General features: G+C 42.8%; 16 protein-coding genes, 3 tRNA genes, 1 rRNA gene, 1 pseudogene and 1 riboswitch (1 of these 22 only partly in view). Of the genes and pseudogenes, 15 read left to right on the top strand and 6 right to left on the bottom strand.

What is annotated here, in order from left to right:
- The 11 genes from EEL30_01650 to EEL30_01600 form a co-directional block, all read left to right on the top strand.
- Nucleotides 1-1,194: ribosomal RNA gene (locus tag EEL30_01650) — 23S ribosomal RNA — on the top strand; it begins 1,738 nt to the left of the window's first position.
- A 55-nt stretch (nucleotides 1,195-1,249) separates the two neighbouring features.
- A tRNA-Arg gene (locus EEL30_01645) sits at nucleotides 1,250-1,326 on the top strand.
- 9 nt (nucleotides 1,327-1,335) lie between these two features.
- Nucleotides 1,336-1,412 (top strand) — tRNA-Pro (locus EEL30_01640).
- 9 nt (nucleotides 1,413-1,421) lie between these two features.
- Nucleotides 1,422-1,504 (top strand) — tRNA-Leu (locus EEL30_01635).
- 166 nt (nucleotides 1,505-1,670) lie between these two features.
- On the top strand, nucleotides 1,671-3,332 hold the full coding sequence (locus EEL30_01630; protein QDX91199.1) for a dynamin family protein: 1,662 nt from the start codon (nucleotides 1,671-1,673) through the stop codon (nucleotides 3,330-3,332).
- Nucleotides 3,333-3,343: 11 nt separating this feature from the next.
- Complete coding sequence (locus EEL30_01625) at nucleotides 3,344-5,326, top strand: dynamin family protein (GenBank protein ID QDX91198.1); 1,983 nt, start codon at nucleotides 3,344-3,346, stop codon at nucleotides 5,324-5,326.
- Between the two features lie 170 nt (nucleotides 5,327-5,496).
- A complete protein-coding gene (locus EEL30_01620) occupies nucleotides 5,497-5,700 on the top strand; it encodes a cold shock domain-containing protein (protein QDX91197.1) in 204 nt (67 codons plus the stop codon).
- A 148-nt stretch (nucleotides 5,701-5,848) separates the two neighbouring features.
- The gene (locus EEL30_01615) at nucleotides 5,849-7,030 is read left to right on the top strand and encodes an amidohydrolase (protein ID QDX95640.1); all 1,182 of its coding nucleotides are present in this window, start codon (nucleotides 5,849-5,851) and stop codon (nucleotides 7,028-7,030) included.
- Nucleotides 7,031-7,064: 34 nt separating this feature from the next.
- The gene (locus tag EEL30_01610; protein ID QDX95639.1) at nucleotides 7,065-7,907 is read left to right on the top strand and encodes an alpha/beta fold hydrolase; all 843 of its coding nucleotides are present in this window, start codon (nucleotides 7,065-7,067) and stop codon (nucleotides 7,905-7,907) included.
- 233 nt (nucleotides 7,908-8,140) lie between these two features.
- Nucleotides 8,141-9,763, top strand: coding sequence for a citramalate synthase (locus EEL30_01605; protein ID QDX95638.1), 1,623 nt, complete (start codon nucleotides 8,141-8,143; stop codon nucleotides 9,761-9,763).
- Nucleotides 9,764-9,881: 118 nt separating this feature from the next.
- On the top strand, nucleotides 9,882-11,891 hold the full coding sequence (locus EEL30_01600; GenBank protein ID QDX91196.1) for a S9 family peptidase: 2,010 nt from the start codon (nucleotides 9,882-9,884) through the stop codon (nucleotides 11,889-11,891).
- Between the two features lie 75 nt (nucleotides 11,892-11,966).
- Here EEL30_01600 and EEL30_01595 read toward each other — a convergent pair whose 3' ends face one another.
- The 6 genes from EEL30_01595 to EEL30_01570 form a co-directional block, all read right to left on the bottom strand.
- Complete coding sequence (locus EEL30_01595) at nucleotides 11,967-12,854, bottom strand: IS3 family transposase (protein ID QDX91195.1); 888 nt, start codon at nucleotides 12,852-12,854, stop codon at nucleotides 11,967-11,969.
- On the bottom strand, nucleotides 12,842-13,519 hold the full coding sequence (locus EEL30_01590) for a transposase (protein QDX91194.1): 678 nt from the start codon (nucleotides 13,517-13,519) through the stop codon (nucleotides 12,842-12,844). Before EEL30_01590 ends, EEL30_01595 begins: the two co-directional genes overlap by 13 nt.
- A gap of 121 nt (nucleotides 13,520-13,640) precedes the next feature.
- On the bottom strand, nucleotides 13,641-13,871 hold the full coding sequence (locus EEL30_01585) for a DUF1128 domain-containing protein (protein QDX91193.1): 231 nt from the start codon (nucleotides 13,869-13,871) through the stop codon (nucleotides 13,641-13,643).
- A gap of 33 nt (nucleotides 13,872-13,904) precedes the next feature.
- Complete coding sequence (locus EEL30_01580) at nucleotides 13,905-16,397, bottom strand: U32 family peptidase (protein QDX91192.1); 2,493 nt, start codon at nucleotides 16,395-16,397, stop codon at nucleotides 13,905-13,907.
- Between the two features lie 493 nt (nucleotides 16,398-16,890).
- On the bottom strand, nucleotides 16,891-18,654 hold the full coding sequence (ade, locus tag EEL30_01575; GenBank protein QDX91191.1) for an adenine deaminase: 1,764 nt from the start codon (nucleotides 18,652-18,654) through the stop codon (nucleotides 16,891-16,893).
- 158 nt (nucleotides 18,655-18,812) lie between these two features.
- Nucleotides 18,813-18,914, bottom strand: a riboswitch (purine riboswitch).
- Nucleotides 18,915-19,119: 205 nt separating this feature from the next.
- Nucleotides 19,120-19,725, bottom strand: coding sequence for a TetR/AcrR family transcriptional regulator (locus EEL30_01570; GenBank protein ID QDX91190.1), 606 nt, complete (start codon nucleotides 19,723-19,725; stop codon nucleotides 19,120-19,122).
- Nucleotides 19,726-19,899: 174 nt separating this feature from the next.
- Here EEL30_01570 and EEL30_01565 point away from each other — a divergent pair, with 174 nt between their 5' ends.
- The 4 genes and pseudogenes from EEL30_01565 (at nucleotide 19,900) to EEL30_01550 (ending at nucleotide 24,363) form a co-directional block, all read left to right on the top strand.
- Nucleotides 19,900-20,388 (top strand): N-acetyltransferase, encoded by a 489-nt coding sequence (locus EEL30_01565; GenBank protein QDX91189.1) that lies wholly within the window; start codon nucleotides 19,900-19,902, stop codon nucleotides 20,386-20,388.
- Nucleotides 20,389-20,577: 189 nt separating this feature from the next.
- Complete coding sequence (locus EEL30_01560) at nucleotides 20,578-21,327, top strand: GTP pyrophosphokinase family protein (protein ID QDX91188.1); 750 nt, start codon at nucleotides 20,578-20,580, stop codon at nucleotides 21,325-21,327.
- The gene (gene pepV / locus EEL30_01555; protein ID QDX91187.1) at nucleotides 21,314-22,765 is read left to right on the top strand and encodes a dipeptidase PepV; all 1,452 of its coding nucleotides are present in this window, start codon (nucleotides 21,314-21,316) and stop codon (nucleotides 22,763-22,765) included. The genes EEL30_01560 and pepV overlap by 14 nt, the downstream gene beginning before the upstream one ends.
- Before the next feature lie 155 nt (nucleotides 22,766-22,920).
- Nucleotides 22,921-24,363 (top strand): annotated as a pseudogene (locus EEL30_01550) (DEAD/DEAH box helicase).
- Nucleotides 24,364-24,606: the final 243 nt, after the last annotated feature.

Here is a 24,606-nt window from a genome sequence, read left to right as displayed (position 1 = left end):
TTCGGGAGAAGGGGCGCCTCGGTAGGGTTTATAGCCCGAGGAGGCCGCAGTGAAAAGGCCCAAGCGACTGTTTAGCAAAAACACAGGTCTCTGCGAAGCCGCAAGGCGAAGTATAGGGGCTGACGCCTGCCCGGTGCTGGAAGGTTAAGGGGATGGGTTAGCGCAAGCGAAGCTTTGAACCGAAGCCCCAGTAAACGGCGGCCGTAACTATAACGGTCCTAAGGTAGCGAAATTCCTTGTCGGGTAAGTTCCGACCCGCACGAAAGGCGTAACGACTTGGGCGCTGTCTCGGCAAGAGACCCGGTGAAATCATAATACCTGTGAAGATGCAGGTTACCCGCGACAAGACGGAAAGACCCCATGGAGCTTTACTGTAGCCTGGTATTGAAACTTTGTGCATCATGTACAGAATAGGTGGGAAGCTGTGAAGCGAGGGCGCCAGCCTTCGTGGAGCTGTCGTTGGGATACCACCCTTGATGTACGGAGTTTCTAACTTACCGCCCTTATCGGGTGGAAGGACCATGCCAGGTGGGCAGTTTGACTGGGGCGGTCGCCTCCTAAAGAGTAACGGAGGCGCCCAAAGGTTCCCTCAGAATGGTCGGAAATCATTCGTAGAGTGTAAAGGCACAAGGGAGCTTGACTGCGAGACCTACAAGTCGAGCAGGGACGAAAGTCGGGCTTAGTGATCCGGTGGTTCCGCATGGAAGGGCCATCGCTCAACGGATAAAAGCTACCCTGGGGATAACAGGCTTATCTCCCCCAAGAGTCCACATCGACGGGGAGGTTTGGCACCTCGATGTCGGCTCATCGCATCCTGGGGCTGAAGTAGGTCCCAAGGGTTGGGCTGTTCGCCCATTAAAGCGGTACGCGAGCTGGGTTCAGAACGTCGTGAGACAGTTCGGTCCCTATCTGTCGCGGGCGTAGGAAGTTTGAGGAGAGCTGTCCTTAGTACGAGAGGACCGGGATGGACGCACCCCTGGTGCACCAGTTGTCACGCCAGTGGCACAGCTGGGTAGCTATGTGCGGACGGGATAAGCGCTGAAAGCATCTAAGCGTGAAGCCCCCTTCAAGATGAGACTTCCCATAGCGCAAGCTAGTAAGACCCCTCATAGACGATGAGGTTGATAGGTTCGGTGTGGAAGTGCAGTAATGCATGGAGCTGACGAATACTAATCGGTCGAGGACTTATCCACATTGCCTTTATGCTGACTTTCATTATCCAGTTTTGAAAGAACAACCTTTATTTTTTGTGCCCTTAGCTCAGCCGGATAGAGCGTTTGACTACGAATCAAAAGGTCGGGAGTTCGAATCTCTCAGGGCACGCCATCTATATATCGGGAAGTAGCTCAGCTTGGTAGAGTACTTGGTTTGGGACCAAGGTGTCGCAGGTTCGAATCCTGTCTTCCCGACCATCTAAATAAGCCGGTATGGCGGAATTGGCAGACGCGCGCGACTCAAAATCGTGAGGGAAACCGTGGGGGTTCAAGTCCCTCTACCGGCACCATACATATCAAAGCCTCGAGACGATGTTATCATCTGTCTCGGGGTTTTTTCCATATAGAGGAACGGAACTGTATACTTATAAAAATATTCGCACATATAGATTGAACCTGCGGTAGTAGTATGGTACATTCGGTCATGGTAGAGTCATTTAGATGGAGTGATTACAAGTGATCGGATACACGGAAGATATAAAGCAAGGAAATAAGAAAGCACTACAACAACGAGTGGGGCAGCTAGAACATATGGCGTTGCTTATGCGCCAAAATGGCGATGAGTCACATGCACTCAAAATAGAACAACTTGTGGCAAAAGGGAATGCTGAAGAGATGAGTATTGCTTTTTGTGGACATTTTTCTGCGGGAAAATCTACGATGATTAACACCATACTTGGACAGGAATTATTACCTTCCAATCCAATTCCAACCAGTGCAAATGTAGTAAAAATTCGTGGTGGACAACCTGCCGCCAATGTATATACTCGTCACAGCGGAGTTCTTCATTTTGATCCACAGACGGATCTGGAGGAGTTAAAAAAATTTGCTGTAGACGGTGATCAAGTAGAGTGGGTAGAGATTTGCTATCCAGGACTGTTTCTTGATGAGAAATCAAGTTTATTGGATACACCTGGTATAGACTCAACAGATGCCGCACATAAAGTGGCTACGGAATCTGCTTTGCACTTAGCAGACGCAGTCATATATATGATGGATTACAACCATGTGCAGGCAGAAGAGAACTTTAATTTTACAAAAATGCTTACAGATCGTAATAAACCTGTCTACCTTGTCATTAATATGATTGATAAGCACGTTGATTTCGAATTGGATTTTGATGAATACAAGGAAAGCGTAGAAGAGGCATTTTCCACTTGGAATATCAAGCCTGATGGCATTTTCTATACAACACTAGCTGAACCAGAGCATCCTGAAAATCAATATGATGAATTTCGAGACAAATTGATTAACCTGTATCATCGACGAACAGAATTATTGGCGGACAGTATCCATCATGCCGCGCTTGCTTTGATTGAGGAGCATATCCGCTTTTTCCGTCGTTCCAACCAGGCCCAGCTGGAAGTAGTGGAGGAACAAATAGAGAAAGGATTGGCAGCTCTACAAGAGAAGGGATTCGACGTAACGAGTGAAGAGAGCCTGATACAATTACTAACAGCGACTGAAAAAGAATGGGCTCATTTACAACAAAATAAAGACCAAGCTTATCAAGAGATGGAGAAGGAACTTAGTAGCTTATTACAAAATGCTCGTTTAACTTACTATAGTACCAATCAGGCAGCTGAAGCTTACGTAGAAACACGCAAACCAGGCTTTAAGAAAGGTCTCTTCTTCACAGCTAAAAAGACGGAAGAAGAGCGTCAAGCTAGGTTACAAGCCCTACTTGATGACGTGGTAGAGAAGGTAGCAGGTAATCTTGACTTCCACTATAAGCAATTGTTGTTGGCTTTTGCTGATCGTTATAACGTGCGTGACGAAGCGTACAATAGTGCTGTACATGCTAACCAGATTGAGCTTACGTCTGATTGGCTTGCCTCTTTAGTAAAAGAAGGAGCAGGAACTAGTGAGTATGTCATGAATTTCTGCCAGGATATATCTGACAGCATTAAAACAAGGTATCGAAAACAAGCCCTACTATTCATAGATCAATTGAATTCAAAACTGGCCGAACAAGCGATTGATGAGCAAAGAAAGGTAGGGGAACGGTTGGATGAACTAAGGTTATTACAACAAGCGTTCAAGCAACATAAGGCTTACCTCGACCAGGAAACGAACACGAAACATGAACTCACATCGTTGTTATCAGGGGACATATAAAGGAGACCATTATGAACCAAGTAAAACAGATGTTACGTGCAAGTGCAGGTCAATTACGTGATGCTAGCGAGTTAATCAATCAGATTACTGGGCTAAAACAACAAGCGCAAGCTATGACAGAGCGGGCGCAACGCATGGAGGAAAATCGATTTACGGTTGCTTTGTTCGGTGCGTTTAGTGCGGGAAAATCCTCCTTTGCAAATGCATTAATGGGTGATATGGTACTACCGGTATCTCCTAATCCTACCACAGCCGCCATTAATAAAATTATGCCACCGAGCGATATGTATCCGCATGGAACCGTGCGTGTCGTACTTAAATCACAGGAATCGATCGAACAGGATGTTTTGCGCTCGTTAGCTATATTTGGCAAGCATGCGCATGATTTGGCTAGTGGTTGTGAATCTGTGGCTTCTATTGATGTGTCTGATATCGCTCCGAATGCCAAACCTCATTACACCTTTTTGAAAGCAGTGATAAAAGGATTACCAGAGATTGAGAACCATCTTGGTCAAGAACTTTTGGTAGATGAAAAAGAGTTTAAAAAGTTTGTTGCCAAAGAGGAAAAGGCATGCTTTGCCGATTATATTGAACTATATTACACTTGTCCGTTGACGGAACAGGGCATGGTTTTAGTAGATACCCCGGGAGCAGATTCTATTAATGCCAGACACACAGGTGTGGCTTTTGAATACTTAAAAAATGCTGATGTTATTTTATTTGTGACTTATTATAATCATGCGTTTGCTCAGGCTGATCGAGAGTTTTTATTGCAGATGGGCCGCGTAAAGGATACGTTCGAGTTAGATAAAATGTTCTTTATTGTCAATGCCGCTGATTTGGCGCAAAACGACGATGAATTGCAAGGCGTCCTTACTCATGTAGAGAAAAACTTGCTATCCTGTGGCATCCGCCATCCCCGTATCTATCCAGTATCGAGCCAGACAGCTTTGCTTGCGCATATGCATAAAAATGGGAAGCTTACCTCTTCGTCGGAGAAAATCTATCGACAGCGCACAGGTGTTGATGAGAGTGAATCGCTACCCGATTATCATACAGGTATGAAGTTATCAGGTCTGGATAAATTTGAACAGGATTTCTTGCATTATACGGTAGATGGTCTAGCGCATATGGCTGTAGCGGCAGCTGAAGGAGAGATTAACCGTGCTCGCACGATCTTAGCAGAGTTTCTAGACCTGTCACAACAGGGAGAGAGCGTCAGGGAAGAACGACGTACACATATTGAAGAGGAAAAAGAGACCGTTTTACAACGCATACAAACGGCTCAAATAAGCTCAATTTCTCGTTATATGGAACAAGAGCGAGTCGAGCTCCTATACTATGTGAAGCAACGACTCTTTTTGCGTCTGTCGGAGCTGTTCAGTCAAGCATTCAATCCTTCCATACTGAAAGACGACGGACGAAATTTAAAGAAAACAGCTCAAGCATGTATGGATGACTTTCTTCGTTCGATTGGGTATGATCTAGCACAAGAGATGCGCGCTACCTCTCTTCGTTTAGAAAAGGTGTTACATAAAGAAGGAAATAAGCGTGTTCAGGCTTGGCAACAAGATGTGAGGGAAACCTTTCATGGACTCTTACTTGCTCCCTATACCCAACAGCAGATTGAAACACCAGTAGTACCTGAAAAGATGAAAGAAGTATCCCCTCAGTACTATCAAAGCGCCTTGCAAGTTTTTAAAAACCCACGTGACTTCTTTGAAGGGGAAGGCAGAGGCAAGATGCGAGAGCTGGTAGAAAAACTACTGCAAGAACCGGTAGATCAGCATCTTGCTTGGGGTGATCAAATTTTGGAAGATGTATTTACAAAAGCTGTTGAAGACATGTGGCAAAAGGAAAAGACTAAAGTGGAAGAGCAGGTGGAAGAATACGTAAATGGCTTGTTGGCGGCTTTAGACAGTAATATAGATATAGCCAAACTTCAAGCGGTACAGGCAGAGCTTCTTACAATTTCAACAGGCTCTGCAAGCTAACTAGAGCTCAAGCGTATAAATATTCCAACATTCAAGCCCAAAAGTCCCAGAACCTATTTAAAAATATTAGGTGAATTTTCCTTGCTGTCCCAAAAGCATTTGGGTAGATGCCTGCATAAGATGCTACAAAGCATTTGTTGCTTTACTGATTGTAAGGGAGGCATCTTTGTATGCAAGGAAAGGTAAAATGGTTTAATAAGAAAAAAGGGTATGGATTTATTGAAAGGGAAGGCGGTGCGGACGTTTTTGTTCACTATTCCGGTATTAACGGTTCAGGGTTCCGTAATTTGGAGCAGGGTGAACAAGTATTGTTTGATATCTTAGAAGGACAGCGCGGTCCGCAAGCAGCCAACGTTGAAAAAAACAATCAATAATCTTACACATAAATCACGGCTACTTTTGCCTTTCGAGGCTCAAGTGGTCGTTTTACTTTTTTACAAGACTTTCGTAATGTTCTTTGGTTTGTTATCATCAGAAAAAAGAGACAGAGAGGAGTTTTTGCTTTTGACCAATCAAGTCGTAATGCCTCTAGGTACATATTTGAAGGAATATTTTACTCAGATGGTGGATTGGCGTCGACACTTGCACCAGTATCCAGAGTTATCGTTTAAGGAAGAGAACACGCCTGCGATGATTGCCCGCATTTTAAGAGAAGCTGGCTTAGATCAAGTACGTGAAAAAGTGGGCGGCCGTGGTGTCGTTGGAACTCTAATCGGAGGAAAGCCAGGAAAGACCGTTGCGATTCGTGCTGATTTTGATGCGTTACCAATTCAAGATCAAAAAGATGTGGAGTATAAATCAAAAGTTCCAGGTGTTATGCATGCATGTGGCCATGACGGCCATACAGCAGGCTTGTTAGGTCTTGCTAGCGTTTTAGCACAACATCGTGAAGAGATTTCTGGTACTATCGTATTTTTATTCCAATTTGCTGAGGAAGAGAATCCAGGTGGAGCAACCTATATGGTGCAAGATGGAGCGATGGATGGTGTAGATGCAGTGTTTGGTGCGCATCTTTGGGCTGATTTTCCATATGGTAGTGTAGGTATCGCATCAGGTCCTGTTATGGCTAATGCTGATGATTTTACCATTCAGATTCAAGGAAGAGGGGGGCACGGTGCTCTTCCACATCAAACAGTCGATTCTATCGTAATTGGATCACAAATTGTCAATAACATACAAACGATTGCTAGTCGCAATGTGGACCCACTAGAAAGTGTTGTTGTGACGATTGGAACTTTCAACGCGGGTGATAACTTTAACGTAATAGCCGACTCCTGCAAAATGACCGGAACACTGCGCACTTTCTTGCCGGAAGTTCGTGATTTGGGTGAGAAACGTTTAAAAGAGATCGTGGAAGGTACAGCTGCTATGCTGGGTGGCACAGCAGTTTTGGATTATGACAGAGGATATCCTGCCGTTATCAATACAGCGCAAGAAGCGGAATTAGTACACCAAGCGGCTATGTCCGTTGTTGGTGAAGAGGGTCTCATACCTCTAAAACCGACTATGGGTGGAGAGGATTTCTCTTACTATTTGCAAAAGGCACCAGGAGCTTTTGTTTTTATTGGAGCAAGAAATGAAGAGATCGGGGCTTGTTATCCACACCATCATCCACGTTTTGATATTGATGAGAGAGCCATGCTTGTAGCCGCAGAAGTATTGGGCCGTGCTGCTTTAGCTTTTTTACATGTTCATCAGACCTAATGAAGCTTTTCATATAACAAAAAGGTAGGTGGGAATTATGCAACAAGCTTTTGTGTTACCCCTTGAGGATTCATTTGTGATACGTGGAGATGTGCATACAACAGCGGAGACAGGAGAGAAACAACCTTTATTAATATTTTGCCACGGATTTAAAGGATTTAAGGATTGGGGAAGCTTTCCTTATGTAGCAGATGCGTTGGCAACGAAAGGAGTGACGGTCATCCGATTTAACTTTTCGGCAAATGGGGTCGGAGAGAGCCTGACTGAGTTTGATGAGCTAGAAAAGTTCGGAATCAACACCTATGCACGGGAAGTTGCTGACTTAAATGTACTCATGAGGGCTATTCTGGAACGTGAGCTACCTTTGGCAGAGCATTTTGATACGGAGCAAATCTATGTGATGGGACATAGTAAAGGTGGCGGTGATGCTATTCTATTTGGAGCTAATCATCCTGCTATTAAGGGGATTATTACATGGAATGGTATTGCGCAGGTCAATTTGTTCGACGAAGATTTACGACAAGAATTAAAAGATACCGGCATAGCCTATATTATGAACGGACGAACAGGGCAAAGAATGCCAATCATGCCTGAGGTCGTGGAGGACGTCGATCAGAATGTAGAAGCGTATGATTTGTTGAAGAAAGTCTCCCAGCTTGATAAATCTCTATTGATTGTACAAGGCGAGAAGGATTTTGGACGTTTAGTGCATGGTGCCAAACTGCTGAAGGAAGCTTATCCACAAGCAATTCTACACTGGATTAAAGAAGCGGACCATGTAATGAATACCAAGCATCCATTTACGGGAACCAGTGCAGAGCTAGAAGAAGCGATTGATGTTACTTCACAATTTGTACTTCAATCTACTCGTAAGTAAGTAAGTAAGTAAGTAGGGGAGTCAGCGTCAATATTTTTATTCGCTGACTTCTCTACAAATTAACTTGATCTTTTTAAAATCTTGCTTTATTCATTCAAATGTCCAGCATAATTCCGGTAAATGCCTTTTGTTAGCTCTCTTGCTTATGTTATACTGGTAGGCAAAATAGAGAACATTGAAGGTTGATTTTTCAAAAAAATCTAAAAAATACAGAAAACGGAGAGGGATTAGGAATGACGGGGAGAAAAATCCATCTGTACGATACAACACTACGTGACGGTACGCAAGGAGAGGGCATCAGTCTATCTGTGGAGGATAAAGTTAAAATCGCTGTACGTTTGGATCGATTTGGAGTTGACTATATTGAAGGCGGATGGCCGGGAAGTAATCCTAAAGATATGGCCTTTTTCCAACGGATAAAAGAGGTAAAGCTAGAGCATGCAAAACTTACAGCCTTTGGGAGCACCTGTCGACCAAATGTACCAGCTTCTCAAGATGTAAATTTACGCGCAATTCTGGAAAGTGGTGCGTCTGTAGCCTCAATTTTCGGAAAAGCCTGGGATTTGCATGTATTTGAAGCATTAAAAACTACGCTTACTGAAAATCTACGCATGATTCATGAGTCAGTTACCCATCTGCACGAAAATGGACTTGAAGTGATGTTTTTAGCAGAGCATTTTTTTGATGGATACAAAGCGAATGCGAAATATGCGTTGGATGTATTAAAAGCCGCAGAAGCAGCGGGTGCAGACTGGGTGGTCTTATGTGATACAAATGGAGGAACGCTTCCTCATGAAATTAACGAGATCGTTACACAGGTAAAGGAAGCCTGTAGCAAGCCGCTTGGAATTCATCCGCACAATGATTGTGAGTTAGCAGTGGCAAATGCAATAGCGGCAGTTCAAGCTGGCGCAGAGCAAGTGCAAGGCACCATGAATGGGATTGGTGAACGATGCGGCAATGTGAACTTAGTTTCTGTCATTCCCAATCTACAGCTGAAATTGGGATATAATTGTGTTTCTTTAGAACGATTGCAGCAATTGACCAGTACCTCCCGCTATGTCGCAGAGATTGCTAACATTATGTTACCGGTCAACCAACCGTTTGTAGGTAATAGTGCTTTTGCTCACAAAGGTGGTATTCATGTAAGTGCCGTCATGAAAAACGCTAGTACGTATGAGCACATCGAGCCGGAAGTTATCGGGAATCGTAGACGAATTCTCGTTTCGGAGCTATCGGGACAAAGTAATCTATTGGCCAAAGCAGAAGAATTACAAGTGTGCTTTAATGGGGAAAAATCAGTGTCAAAAGAAGTAGTACAGCGTCTGAAGGACAAAGAGCATGCTGGCTATCAATATGAAGGTGCTGAAGCCTCACTTACCCTAATGATTTTGGAAGCATCGGGGGAAGAAGCTAAGTTGTTTCATTTAGAATCCTTTAAAGTATTTATGGAAAAAAAGCCTGACAAATCAATCGTCTCCGAAGCGATGGTTAAATGTAATATCAATGGACAAACCGTGCATACGGTGGCAGAAGGAAATGGACCGGTCAATGCACTAGATAATGCGTTGCGAAAGGCACTAGAGCAGCACTTCCCGATTCTTAGTCACATGCATTTAAAAGATTATAAGGTGCGTGTACTTGACGAGAGCGAAGCCACATCAGCCAAAGTACGTGTGCTGATTGAATCCACTCATCAGGGGGAGAGCTGGAGTACAGTGGGAGTGTCAACGAATGTGATTGAGGCTAGTTGGGAAGCACTCGCCGATAGTGTTCGCTATTTATTGTGGAAACAAGGTGCAGAAGCTCTTGATGTTGAACGGGAAGAAGTACGGATAGGCATCGTTAATCATTAAAAAACATCGCAAGGCACGACCTATTGTTTCCGCGTATGGTCGTGCCTTTTCATACATAGAATTGGCAAATAGATATATGGCTTGTAAATAAAAAGTAGAGGCACAAGGAGGAATGAATATGTTGAACGAAAAACGAAAAATGACCGCGGAAGATTTATTTCGTTTTGAATGGGTGGAGGATCCGCAAATTTCTCCCGATGGAAATAAAGTTGTTTACATACAAAGAACAATTAATTCAGAGGGAAAATACATTTCCAACTTATTTGTACGCTCTCTAGTAGATTCTGAGGAACGGCAGTGGACTTTTGGTAATCATCGGGATACGCACCCTCGATGGTCACCAGATGGTAATTGGCTTGCATTTGAGTCAGATCGTTCGGGAGATACACAGGTATGGCTCCTTTCAATAAATGGAGGAGAGGCGCGTCAATTAACAGGTAACAAACAAGGTGCTGCTAAGCCAGTTTGGTCACCAGATAGTGAAAAGCTATTGGTTCAAGTAAGGATTTCCCCAAATGAAACACTACACACTATTTTGATTGAACAAGAAGGAGACAGAGTAAGCTCCTCAACTGTAATAAAAGGTAAGCCAGTCTTACAGGTGGATTATATTCGCTATAAATCAGATGAAGCTGGCTTCTGGGATGGTAAATATATCCAATTAGCATTATGTGATCGAGAAAGTGGTCAATTACGTCAGATCACCAATGAAGAGCAGGATCATCTGATGGCTGCCTGGTCACCAGATGGGAAGCAGATTGCTTGTTGTGTTATGGAACGTAAAAATGAGCGGTTTTATCCTACCTGCGATTTATGGATTCATTCATTAGAAGACAATTCTTGGCGCAATTTGTCTGATTCAAAGGGAACGTTTATGTTACCTAACTGGTCACCAGATGGCAAAATAATAGCATGTGTAGGCTATGAGCGGGTATTCGAGCAAGAAAAATTGATGCATGTCTGGCACTTTGAGTTAGAAACAGGAAAGAGACGTTGTTTGACTGAAAAGTGGGATGTACATTTTACAGATGCAATGGTTGGTGATATGCGGAGTGGACATGTCAATCCGGGTGCAGTATGGAGTGCAGATGGTCAAGGGAACTATGTCACTGTCTCGGAACAAGGTCGAGTAAGTCTCTATTATGTAACGATTCAAGGAGAGAATATACCCATTGTTAGTGGAGAACGTCATGTGTATGGATGGACTTTTCATAAAAAGAGCGGTAAGGCTGTCATAGCAGTAAGTGATCCACTGACACCTGGAGATTTGTTTTACATTGATAGTAGTAAAGGGGAAAGTAAGCGTCTAACAACAAGTAATCAGTGGCTAGAAGAAGTGGAGCTATCTAATCCTGAAGTGATTACCTACAAAGCTGAAGACGGTTGGGAGATTCAAGGGTGGATGTTAAAGCCTGCTTTTTATAAAAGGGGTGAAACATACCCACTACTATTGGAAATTCACGGCGGTCCCCATGCTATGTATGGTTATACATTTTTTCACGAACTCCAATTGTTAGCAGCAAAGGGCTACGCTATTTTGTACACCAATCCGCGAGGTAGTCATGGATACGGTCAAAAATTTGTTAATGCAGTTCGTGGGGATTATGGCGGTAAAGATTATGAAGATTTGATGAGTGGAGTTACTTATGTTCTTGCACATTACGATTATTTAGATGAGCAACGGATGGGGGTTACGGGTGGTAGTTATGGTGGATTTATGACGAATTGGATTGTGACACATAATCAACGTTTTAGAGCAGCAGTGACCCAGCGATCTATTTCTAATTGGATCAGTTTTGCTGGAGTAAGCGATATTGGGTATTATTTTGCAAAATGGGAGGTTCAAGGTGATTTAGTCACAGATCCAGATAGACTGTGGCAACATTCTCCGTTACGCTATGCTCAACATGTTGAAACACCATTACTTATTTTACATGGCGAGCGTGACTATCGATGCCCAATTGAACAAGCAGAGCAATTTTTCACTGCCATTAAACAACATAAAAAAGCCCCTGTTCGTTTTATGCGTTTTCCAGATGCAACGCACGAATTATCTCGAAGTGGAGATCCAGCCCATCGGATTGCTCGGTTACAGGCGATTGTTGGGTGGTTTGAAGAATATATATAGGAATATAGGCAAAAGGACCACATTCCTAGGTGAACTGCACCCTGTCAAGTAGACAGTACAAAAAATAAAAAACAGTTAAGCAGCCTTAGTTCTGTATTCCATTGGACTAAGGCTGTTTAGTTTTACCTGTAATCGGTCGTTATTGTAAAAGTACATGTAGTCATCAATGTCTTTCTTAAGTTCCTCGAAGGTACTATATGAATGCAAATAATACTTCTCACATTTAAGGGTTCCCCAGAACGCTTCCATTGGACCGTTATCAATACACCTGCCAACTCGGGACATGCTGTGGGTTAGTTTGTCGGCAAATAACTTTTTGAACCTGAAAGAGGTATATTGAAAACCTCGATCACTATGAAGCATAGGCTTACTTCCTGGTACCGCTTGCAAGGCCAAATTCACTGTTTTAAACACAAGGCTATTGTTATTGGAATGGCCTAAAACATAGGAGACAATCGAGTTATCATGAAGGTCTAAGATAGCACTTAAATAGGCCTTCTGGCCACTTCCGTACTTGAATTCCGTTATATCGGTTACCCACTTCTCATTCGGTGTTTTCGCATAAAACTCACGATTTAACAGATTCTCAGCAACTTGCTGTGGAGTTGAACGCGCATATTTTTTTCTCTTTCTGCGGATCACCGATTGGATTCCTTTTTTCTTCATAAGACGTTGTATTCGCTTATGATTGATCCGTCGCTGGGTCTGGCGGCGCAAATGGAGGGTTAACCGACGGTACCCGTAGATGCCATCAACCTTCTCGTATAACGAGAGCATGGCATCAGTGAGTTGTTGATTTTCCAGTTCACGAGAACTGGTTTTGCGATTGAGCCATTTGTAATAGCTTGACCGTGAAATCTTTGCGATTTCACACAATACCTGCACGCTACATTGTTCTTCTTGCCAAACAGCTTGAATGGCAAGGTAGACATTCTCCTGCCGGTATTGGCTTAACGTCGCCACCTTTCGATTTCCTGTAACTTTTTTAAGAAAGCGTTCTCTGCTCGAAGCCGCTCATTTTCATACTCCAGCTTTTTCATTGCGAACTTTTGGCGATCCGCTTCGGTTAACTCCTCAAGCGCTTTTTTTCTTCCCCGCCCATCCTGTAAAGCATCCTGACCGTCATTTTCATACTTCTTTACCCATTGGTACACTTGTTGGTAGGAGACCTGGTACTGCTCCGCTGTCTTTTGATAGTCATGATGATGGGTAAGACAATAAAGAACAATATCAATCCTCTCCTGCCAAGTTGTAGATCGACCTTTCGTCATAGCTTTCACTCCCCCTGTATAGGTTTTTAAGCTGCTATGACCATTATACTTCTTTACCCAGTTGGAGAGTTGTGTTCGGCTGGCTATCTTGTACTTATCGATGATCTGATATTGTGACAATCCCCCATAGAGATAATCCTTCACCGCTTGAAGCTTTAGTTCCGCAGAATAACTTCTATTGTGGGTTCGAACCTCTAACCCTTCGTATCCATACACTTCATAACGACTTCGCCATTTCGCTAAGGTTGATTTGTTAATCCTGTATTTTTTAACTGTAGCCATAAGACCCAACTGGCCACTTTCAACTTCTTGTAGGATGGCGAATTTCTCTGGCGCACCATATTGTACTTTAGGCATGAAAAAGCTCCCCTCACAGTAGCAGGTTTTATTATTTCACCTGTCTACCTTTAGGGGAGCATATCAAGGGAAAGTGGTCCTTTTGCTGATTCATTTTTTCAAATATGATCTTGGATACATTCTAATTGGTCTTACGCATGCTACCTAGCTCTTCGACGATAGCAGTCATCTCGTTAACACTGAAGCTAGTTTTCTTTTGCACCATGTTATATAGATATAACAGGTCTTCATAGCTATCCATTTTAAAATCCTCTGGGCGCATTACTTGGGTATTCGCCATGTTTAGCTTGCTTTTAATTCCCTCGATAATGACAGTCAGGTTTTCTAGGGTCGCTTCTTGTAAATTGGCCATGATCTACTCTCCCTCTGTACTCATTAGTTTTGTCTATTTGGTTAGTTGTCCACGTGTTACACCAAGTTGATTTGTTGCTTTTAACGTCTTCCATACTTTTGTGCCAGAAATCTCTCCGCGTAAGGCTTTGCGATACAAGTGAATTACTTCTTGTACGCGAGAAGGGTCTTCCTCTAAGAATTCTATGCGGTAAGCCCCTACTCCTAATCGTTTAAATTCTGGAAGATATTCGGCACCGGATTGGTCAATCGCATTATAGACCGTATTACGGCAACCTGTATCTACACGGACAGGGTGAGAGAAGCCAACGCGATCTTGCAAGGAGGCACGTGATGTTTCACAAGGAGTACCACAATTCGTGTGATCTGTCCCTTCACTCATGAATGTACAATAAATGCAATGCTCGGTATGAAACATTGGCATATGCTGGTGAATGACTAATTCTAATGGAGCTGCGTCTGTATGCTCTAGCATGTCGACCATCTGTTGAATATTTAAGTCATAGGATGGTGTGACGCGCTCAAGCCCATAGCCCATAAATAATTCTACTGCTTTATGATTAGCAATATTCAAAGAGAAGTCTCCGATCAACGGAATAGGAATTTCAACACGTCGTGAGAGATAGTAGTACAAGGCTCCTGTGTTACGAATCAGAATGGCGTCCGGATTGCTTTTTGCAATAAGAGCAAGTACTCCATTTTCATCTGGCATATGAATACGCATAGTAGCAAGCGCAATTTTTTTGCCGTATTGATGCGCTAACTTAACTGCTTGCGGATATTGTTTTACAAATTCGAAATCAGCATATATAAAGTCAACATCGGTTTGTGCTGCTGCTTCTATCTGTTCCAATGAACGGCAAAGCACGGTTAGTAGCGGATTTTCCACTGGTTGATTTTTGGACACACTGGCATAAACGTCTAATTGATTTTTTTGATAAACAGGTGGTTTGCGGCGAAGATAGAGCAGTTGCTCGGTTGCTTCACGGCGCATCCGATTTAGTTCGCTGACTGGAATGATAACCTCGCCCTCCAAGTCTAGAGATAGACGATCCTCAGAAAGATGGAATAAGGTACCACCTAGTCTGCTAAATTGATCATATAAGGAGGCTTGGGTCATTGGACGCTTCATCGCCTGTTCTAAAGGCATAGTAGAAGCAATTGTTACCGCATGGTTGGCTTGCTCGTCAATCCAAACAGTTTGTAGCGGTTCTCCTACACGTCCAGAAACATGCAAGGCCACTGGGAACGTTGTATAGGGCTTTTCAGTCTCAAAGGTTTTACGGAGACGCTTGTTTAATTCGGGATCATTGGTCTTCCATACCCGATCACCTACATGGATACGACCTAGTTTAACATCATTACGGCCCATGACAATTTCGTATAAGCCTTCCTGTACTTGGCCTTCTACTTTATCCCCATGCAGTAAAATATCATAGACACGACCGCCTTCTTCCTTTTGTGTCGGATCACCTGCGTCAAATACGATGCCATCACCGCGTTTTAGTGGAGTATTGATCTCTACTAAGAGGGCGTGTTTCAACACCTTTTTTACGATACCGAGATAGACACCACGACTCTTCGGGAAGCTTCCATCTAATAAGAGGCGATTATTGGTTCCATCAAGAAAACCATGGGTGAATCCCCGTGAAAAGCTTTGTTGTAGCTCACGAATTTCATCTTTACTCGGCTTAGCATTGTTTCCAGCAAAATATCTGTCGATTGCTGCTCGATATTTGCTAACTACATTGGCTACGTATTCCGGAGTTTTCAGGCGTCCTTCAATTTTAAAGGACGTTACTCCTGCTTCAATTAATTCTGGTACGATTTCAATAGCAGCCAGATCCTTTGGGGAAAGTAAATAAGCGATGTTACCCATCTCTTTTTGGACACCATCGACTATCAAATCATATGGCAGACGACAGGCCTGTGCGCATTCACCACGATTGGCAGAGCGACCGCCCCACATTTCTGAGGTAAGGCATTGACCAGAGTAAGAGACACAGAGAGCTCCGTGTACAAATACTTCCATTGGTAGCTTTGCCTTTTCACCGATTTTCTTGATTTCTTTTAACGAGTTTTCACGTCCCAAAACCACGCGCTCCATGTCGTATGGTTTGGTAAACTCGACCGCCTCTGGAGAAGTGATGGTCATTTGCGTAGAGCCATGAATAGGGAAGTCGGGGCTGATTTCACGGATTAATTTTACTAGACCCAGATCTTGTACAATCACAGCATCTACACCAGCGTCGATACAGGCGTCTATTAATTCTTTGGCATCTTCTAATTCATTTTCAAAGACAAGAATATTAAAGGTAAGAAAGCCTTTTACTCCGTACATATGCAGGTAAGCCATAATTTCAGGTAATTCTTTCATTTGAAAGTTTTCCGCACGTGCTCGCGCATTAAACTTTTCAACACCAAAAAAAATTGCATTTGCTCCGTTGGCAACCGCAGCTTTTAGGCAATCCCAATTACCTGCAGGTGCTAGCAACTCAATATCTTCTCGTCTGATCTGATTCTTCACGAATGGTAACCCTCCAAACAAATATGAAGCTCTTTTTTAATAGAATGTAAAACTTCTTTATAAAAGAGCTATTTTCAATAGGAAAACAAGTCATTTAGTAAAAAACAGACATTTGCTTTGTGATCGTAGGGCAAATGTCTTTGAGTCTGCGATATTATCGGTATTTCAATGATTAATAGATTTATTTTGCCCACATTCTAGTATGGTTTAGACGGGCGCAAATCTAGTAAATAGGAAAAATCTCTACCCTCCATCATAGGAGAAGATAGGTTGAGCCGCAAGGAAAAGATGTGCTAAAGAAGAAATTGGTCATTGTGATATCGTATGAACATTTTTTCTACTACATTCATTCGGCAAAATATAACATAAATTTACATTTTATTCACTTTTTTGTTTGTAATTTGTGGTAAACTTAGGTATGAGTGGTAGTGATAAAAAAAGGAACAACGGCTCATAATCACCTATTGTTCCTTTTCTATTCAACCTACTATATTTATCCCTTCAATACCAGTTCACGCTCATCAACGGATACGTCCATGTGAACAAATTGCTTCACATCAAAGAGTCCCATGTCAGTCAATTTTAAAGCAGGGATCACCGGTAGAGCTAGGAAGGAGAGCGTCAGGAACTGAGAGAATTCCTGAGAGGCACCAATACTTAGCAGTGCTTTGTCTAAATGGTGTAGTTCTGCCATCACTCGTTCAGCTGGACGTATCGTCATTAAACCAGCAATTTCTAGAGATAGGGAAGCTAGAACTTTCCCGTTTTCAACAATGACCAGTCCACCTTGCATCTCTTCCAGTGTTTTAATAGCAGTCAGCATGTCTTGATCGTTGGTTCCAACGGTAATAATGTTATGAGAGTCATGGGCGATCGTGGTAGCCATTGCACCTGATTGTAAGCCAAAGCCTTTTACAATTCCGACTCCAATATGACCTGTTTTGTGGTGGCGTTCAACCACAGCCATTTTAGCTAAATCACGTTCGATGGACGGCTGGAAGAATCCATTAGCAATATCTACTTCTTCAACTAAATGCTCCGTTACAATACTGTTAGGAACTACGCCAATAATGTGCGCTTTCTTCTTACTAATAGGAAGCTGGAGCTCTTGTTTTGTCACAGGTGTAATACGTACGCTGTTGGTGATAGTAGCAGGTACGTTAGCAGGAGTAGAGATATTTCCTTCATAACGGCCGTTTTTTGCAATTAGCTTACCATTCTTCCACACATCGGTAATAGTTACTTGTTCTAGATTGTCCATCATGATCAGATCAGCTAAATAGCCTGGAGCAACTGCACCTTTTTCTGCAAGACCATAGCATTCAGCAGCAGTAAGTGTTGCCATGCGAATAGCCGTAATTGGGTCGATGCCGCATTGGATAGCCAAACGAACGTTGTAATCTATGCTTCCTTCTTTAAATAGATCATCTAAGTGTTTATCATCTGTACAGAATAGGCAACGTGCCGCTGTGCGTTCGTTTACAACTGGAATTAGACTCTTCAAATCTTTGGCAGCAGATCCTTCGCGGATGAGAAGGTACATACCTAATTGAAGGCGTTCCTTAGCATCTTGTAAGGTAACTGCTTCATGATCTGTGCGAATTCCTGCTGTCATATATACGTTAATGGCATCCTTGGAGAGTCCAGCAAGATGCCCGTCCAATTTTTTACTACGTTTTCTGGCATCATCGATTTTTTGAACCATATCATCACTACCGCTCATTACAGCCGGGTAATCCATGACCTCAGCCAAGCCTAGCACGCGAGGATGATGATAGAATGGGGCAAGATCTTTGGCATACAGCTTTGCACCAGCATGTTCAAAAGAAGTAGCAGGTACACAAGAAGGAAGCATCACATACACATCAAGGTCAAGCCCTTCTGATGCATCTAACATGTATTGAATACCAGCAGTACCTGATACATTGGCAATCTCATGAGGATCACAGACTACACTTGTAACACCATGAGGAAGAACGATTTCAGCGAACTGAGTAGGTGTTACCATAGATGATTCGATGTGAACATGTCCGTCAATGAAACCCGGAGCAATGTACTTGCCTTGAGCATCCCAGACATCTTTACCCTCATAGGCTCCGATTCCGATGATCATACCATCTGTAATGGCTACATCTGCCTCGACAATCTCTCCAGTAAAGACGTTTACGATTTTACCGTTCTTAATCACCAAATCAGCTTTAGCGCGTTTGGAGGACGCTTCGATACGTTTTTGTAAGGCAGAAGGTTGAATGTTCATCTGGATCGCTCCTCTAGTATTCAAAGTTATACATAACGAGAAAAACCCCTGGAATCGACCAGGGGCTCTACGAACACAGAAACACAAGAAAAGATGCGAGATAAGGCGGAGCGGTTTGTTACAGGTATAACAAAATAAACCGCTAGGCAAATCGCAGTTCTTCTTTGTGTCATCCGCGTAGTCAGGTTATTTACGGTAACCCGGTAGAGACTTATAGGCCATATTCCTATGATTATACGTGGCTATATTTTTTATTTTTCCGTAAGGTATGAAAGTTTTTTTAATAAAGATATTGTTTTGTATTGTAGTAGCACAAGGAGGATAAGTCAACATAAATTATCATTTATTTGGACAAGGGAGCTATTGGAAGGGAGGCGTAAGTATTTGTTAGAGAAATGAATGACATAAACAAACAGGCTACCATCAGGTGTAATGGTAACCGTTTCGCTGGGAATGAACTATTTTTTATGATTGCGTAGACACATCCAGACCTTCAAATACAATTGAAACTTTTTCTTCCATGATTTCTTCCAAAGGCCAGCCACCATCGCTGCGTACCCAATCATATAAGGCGTTGTAATAGATGTTTTCCAGCATATTGGCTGCAATTAATGGATTAACTTTACTTTTTAATCGCCCTTTCTCTTGGGCATCTTCAATCAAATCAGCAAATAATTCTCTAAGCTCAAAGTACATATTTTTCTTTTCTGACTCTAGGACTTTGCGATGCTTCATAGAGGATTCAATCAGTACTTTCAAAAAATCGTAATTCTGTATATTTACTTCGTTTAGGATTTTATAAATTCGTAGGACGCGTTGTTTACAACTCTCTCCAAAATCCCACTCTTCGCGCCTATCTTCAATTTCCTGCAAGCGTTCATAGCCCCAATTGGCAAGAATCGCTTCTTTCGAGGTGAAATGCAAAAAAATGGTTCCACGTGCCACATCTGCTTCCTCAGAAATCATATCAATCGTGGTCGCTTCAAAACCATGTTCTTTAAACAATTTAATAGCAGCATTAAAAATGCGTTCCTTTGTTTCACGCTTTTTCCGTTCTCTGCGAGTAATCAAGTTAACACCTCCTGCTAGAAGTATATCATAATCTTGAAACTCACTAGGGAGTCGTAAAGAAAATTGTGCAAGTATTTCAATAAAAAATGCTTTACGAGTAGCTTAGTTAGATTGTATATTTATAATTAATTATGAATTTTTATACGTTACGATGAGTGGAGGAGTAAAATAACCATGAGTATGACAGGCACACTTGTGATTCGCCAGGCAACCATACACGATGTGGATCAAATGTTGGAAATCATTAATTATTTTGCTGCAAAAGGATTGATGCTACCTCGCACCAAGCTGTCTATTTGTGAGCATCTGCAATCCTATATCATTGTGCATGATGGGCAAGGAGTAATGGGGATGGGGGGCTTGCATATTCTGTGGGAGGATTTAGCGGAGATTCGCTCACTTGCGATGGCAGAACGTGCGCAGGGAATGGGGATTGGGAAGAAGCTTGTACTGGCTTTGGTGGAAGAAGCAAGAAAATTAGGGATACGCCGAGTATTGTCACTTACGTATCAGGTTGAGTTTTTTCACAAATGTAACTTTCAGATTGTTCAAAAAGAATCGTTACCGCAAAAGGTATGGAAAGATTGCATCAATTGCTCCAAATTACCAATGTGTGATGAAATTGCTATGGTACGCTTTTTAGAACCAACGGAATATGTATAAAAGAAAAACAGAGCGGGAAGAATGTGCCAGACTTTACGGTGGCAGCCTTTTTCTCGCTTTTTTACTCTATGGTAATAGTAAATAAATTGATGCGTTTACATAATCGTGTAAGGGCTTTCAAAAGCAGGATTTTCTTAATTATCTGTTGAATAAATATAAGGACAAGGAATCCAAGTCGGAGGGAAAATCGTGCAAAAAATGGATTGGGACTTGTATCTAATGCCTTATGAGCAAGCTGTAGAAGAATTAAAAGTAAAATTAAAAAATATTCGTAATGAATTTGGGAAACGAAAAGTTCATTCACCGATTGAATTTGTTACGGGTCGAGTCAAGTCAATCAACAGTATCTACAACAAAGCTACTCGTCTACACTTTCCTATCAATGAAAATATTGCATGGGAAATTCGGGACATTGCTGGATTGCGGATTATTTGTCAGTTTATTGATGATATATCGTTTGTCGTAGATATGCTGAGAGAACGCAAAGATATGAAGATTTTTCTGGAAAAAGATTATGTGACACAGCCAAAAGAAACGGGATACCGTGGCTACCATTTAGCAGTGGAGTATCCCATCATGACCATAGACGGACAGAAAACCATACCGGTTGAAATACAGATTCGAACGCTGGGCATGAATTTTTGGGCCACGATTGAGCATTCTTTGCAGTATAAATACGAAGGAATCATTCCAGAAGACATCAAGTTGCGTCTTGTCGAATCAGCTAAAGCTTCCTATACGCTTGATAACGAGATGAATAAAATTCGCGATGAGGTTAAAGAGGCCCAGATCGAATTTACAAGGAAAAAGGAATCTCCGATTGATCCACTTTTAAGCATTGTGGAGCTTGATTTAGACGTGGATACCGAATCGGTCTATTTTGATCAGAAACAAATCGTGCTTCAAACAGAGAAGGAGGATGAAAATGAGCACAATTAATTGGGAACAAGAAGTAGAGAAACGAAAAGAAGAGTTAATTGCTACTACGCAGCGTTTTTTGCAGATCGATAGCGTGCTGGACCCAGATACGGCGGGGGAAGGGGCGCCATTTGGCGAAGGAGTGCAGGCAGCACTGCAATTCGCTTTGCAAACATGCGAAGAGGCAGGAATGACTATTAAAAATATAAATGGATATGCGGGTCATGCCGAGTTTGGTCAGGGCGATGAGTGCATTGGCGTATTAAGCCACGTAGATGTGGTGCCTCCGGGGGATGGTTGGACTATTCCGCCGTTTGCAGCCGACATCATCGAGGGAAAAATAATTGCACGAGGAGCTTTGGACGATAAGGGTCCGGCAATGGCAGCTATTTTTGCCGCAAAGATTATTAAAGAGCTTGGATTACCTCTTCAGAAACGAGTTCGACTTATTTTTGGGACAGATGAGGAGTCAGGCTGGGAGTGTGTGAAACGTTATTTTGAAACAGAGGAAATGCCGACGATGGGCTTTACTCCGGATGCTGACTTCCCCCTCATTTATGCAGAAAAAGGGTTAACGCATCTGGTTTTACGCCAAACGAGTGAGAGCTTTGACCAATTGACGCATAAAAATCGCCTGGACGCTAGTCAAGAAGGAGCTACGCAGCTTCTCTCCTTCCATGCTGGTATGCGTGTGAATATGGTACCAGAGATAGCAGAAGCTGAGCTTGCTTGCCACCCAGAACAAGCGGCGGCATGGACAGAAGCATATCAGATTTATTTAGAAAAAGGGCAACGTCGAGGTCATATTACTCAGACTGATAAAGGTGTAGCGTTTAGTTTACAGGGAGTTTCAGTTCATGGAATGGACCCAGGAAAAGGGGTTAATGCAGGGGCGTATTTAGCTAAATTCCTACAAAATTGCGATTTAGATGTGCGTGGACGTGCATTTGTTGATTTTATAGCGACATATTTGTTTGAACAGCATGATGGTGCGACAATGGGTATTAAAGTAGAGGATCAGGAGATGGGACCACTCACGATGAATCCAGGTATATTTCATTATGTAGCTGGTGAGGAAGTACGTTTCGATCTGAACATTCGCTACCCTCATTCTATTTTATTTGAACAGTGGAAGCCAAAGCTTGAACAAGTCGCATCTGAACATGGGTATTTTCTGGAAATTATTACTCATAAGAAACCACATCGCGTAGACCCAACTCATCCATTAGTAACAACTTTGCAACGAGTCTACACCGAGCGGACTGGAGAAAAGGCCGAATTGTTAGCGATTGGTGGCGGTACATACGGTCGTGCTTTAGATGTTGGAGTTGCATTTGGCCCATTATTCCCTGGTAGACAGGATACGGCTCATCAACGAGATGAATACCTATTGGTAGAGGATTTATTGAAAGCGACAGCGATATATGCACAGGCAATTTTTGAATTAGCGAAGGAGTAAGCCATATCTTTCTTGTCTTTTAGGAAATACTTATATTACTATAGAGAAAGTGTCTTTCTAAAGACAAACTTGAGCGAATAGGCTGGTAGGTCCAGAAATGTCCAGTAGCAGACTGGATCAGACAGTACGGTTTTCGTTAAGAAGGAAGTGAAAAGATGGCTAAGTTCGAACAATTTGGTTTACGACCGGAGATTATGCAGGGGATTTCCGACCTGTTTTATAAAGAGCCCACAGCTATTCAAGAAGCAGCGATTCCATTGATTATGGAAGGTAAGGATGTCATCGGACAAGCTCAAACTGGTACTGGTAAAACGGCAGCGTTTGTATTGCCGATCTTACAAAAGCTACAGGATGGGAAAAAAGATATTCAGACATTAATCCTAACTCCAACTCGTGAGCTATCCATTCAGATTGCTACTGAAATTGAGAAGTTGGGTAAACATCTTGATGTGAGTGTACTATCCTTGCATGGTGGTACAGATATTGAGCGTCAAATGAACAAGTTAAAAGGTACTGTTCATGTTGTAGTGGGAACACCAGGACGCGTTCTTGATCACATGCGTCGTGAAACATTACACTTTGGTCGCATTCATACTTTGGTATTGGATGAAGCAGACAAGATGCTAGAGATGGGCTTTTTAGAAGATGTGGAGAAGATTATCGTTTCCACTCCAAGTAACAGACAAGTTCTGCTATTCTCTGCGACAATGCCTGATTTGGTGAAAAAGTTGGGTCAACGATTTATGAACCAACCACCGCATATCAAGATTGAATCCAAGCAAAAAACGGTTGCTAATATCACGCAAGAGTATTATGTGATCAATCAAACGGATAAAATGGATGCACTTCTTGATCTTATCGAGGTCACAAAGCCATTCCTAGGTATTATTTTTGCTAACACGCAACAGCGTGTAAAGATTTTAACAGCACGACTGCAAGAGGCTGGTTACGATGCCAAGGCATTGTATGGTGATTTGTCTCAAAAGAAACGTGAAACCTTGATGAAGGATTTCCGTAAAATGAAGTTCCAATTCCTTGTAGCTACCGATATCGCTGCTCGCGGTCTTGATGTAGAAGGTGTCACTCATGTCTTTAACTACGACATTCCGAGTGATGTAGAAAGTTATATTCACCGTGTGGGACGTACAGGGCGTGCAAATCAGCTAGGAAATTCTATTTCCTTCGTGACTCCACGTCAAAAAAGCGTGATGGCTCGTTTTGGTTCTGCAACGAAAGCGGATATTGTAGAAAAATTACTTACACATACTCGTCATTTGGATGCAGGTCGCAAAGCTCGTGCTGCGGAACGGGAAGAGCATTACACTGAGCTGAAAGTTGAGAAGAAGAAACAACAACAGATCGAGAAGGCAGAAAAAGAGGCTCCATTAAAAGAGGCTCTCGCTAAAAATAAACAAGTAAAGCCTGGCTATAAACGCAAGCTGAAGCGCGAAATGGCAGAATGGAAAACGCAATACGAGCGTAATCAAAAGCGTGAAGAAGCCAAAAGAGCTGGTAAGGGCAAATCTAAGGGCAGACCAGGACAAGCAACAGGCCGTCCAGGGCAAGCGCCAGGCAGACCGGGACAAGCAACAGGCCGTCCAGGGCAAGCGCCAGGCAGACCGGGACAAGCAACAGGCCATCCAGGGCAAGCACCAAGCAGACCAGGACAAGCAACAGGCCGTCCAGGGCAAGCGCCGAGCAGACCAGGACAAGCAACAGGCCGTCCAGGGCAAGCACCAAGCAGACCAGGACAAGCATCAAACAGATCAGGCCAAGGTAAATCTGGCGGTTCATCCAGATCGGGTAAACCATTTAGCAGATAAGAGTCTACTTCTGATTAG

This window comes from Brevibacillus laterosporus, from assembly GCA_007833815.1.
Classification (GTDB): Bacteria; Bacillota; Bacilli; order Brevibacillales; family Brevibacillaceae; genus Brevibacillus_B; species Brevibacillus_B laterosporus_D.
The sequence above is the reverse complement of the archived record's forward strand: the minus strand, read 5'-3'. Positions and strand labels throughout refer to the sequence as shown.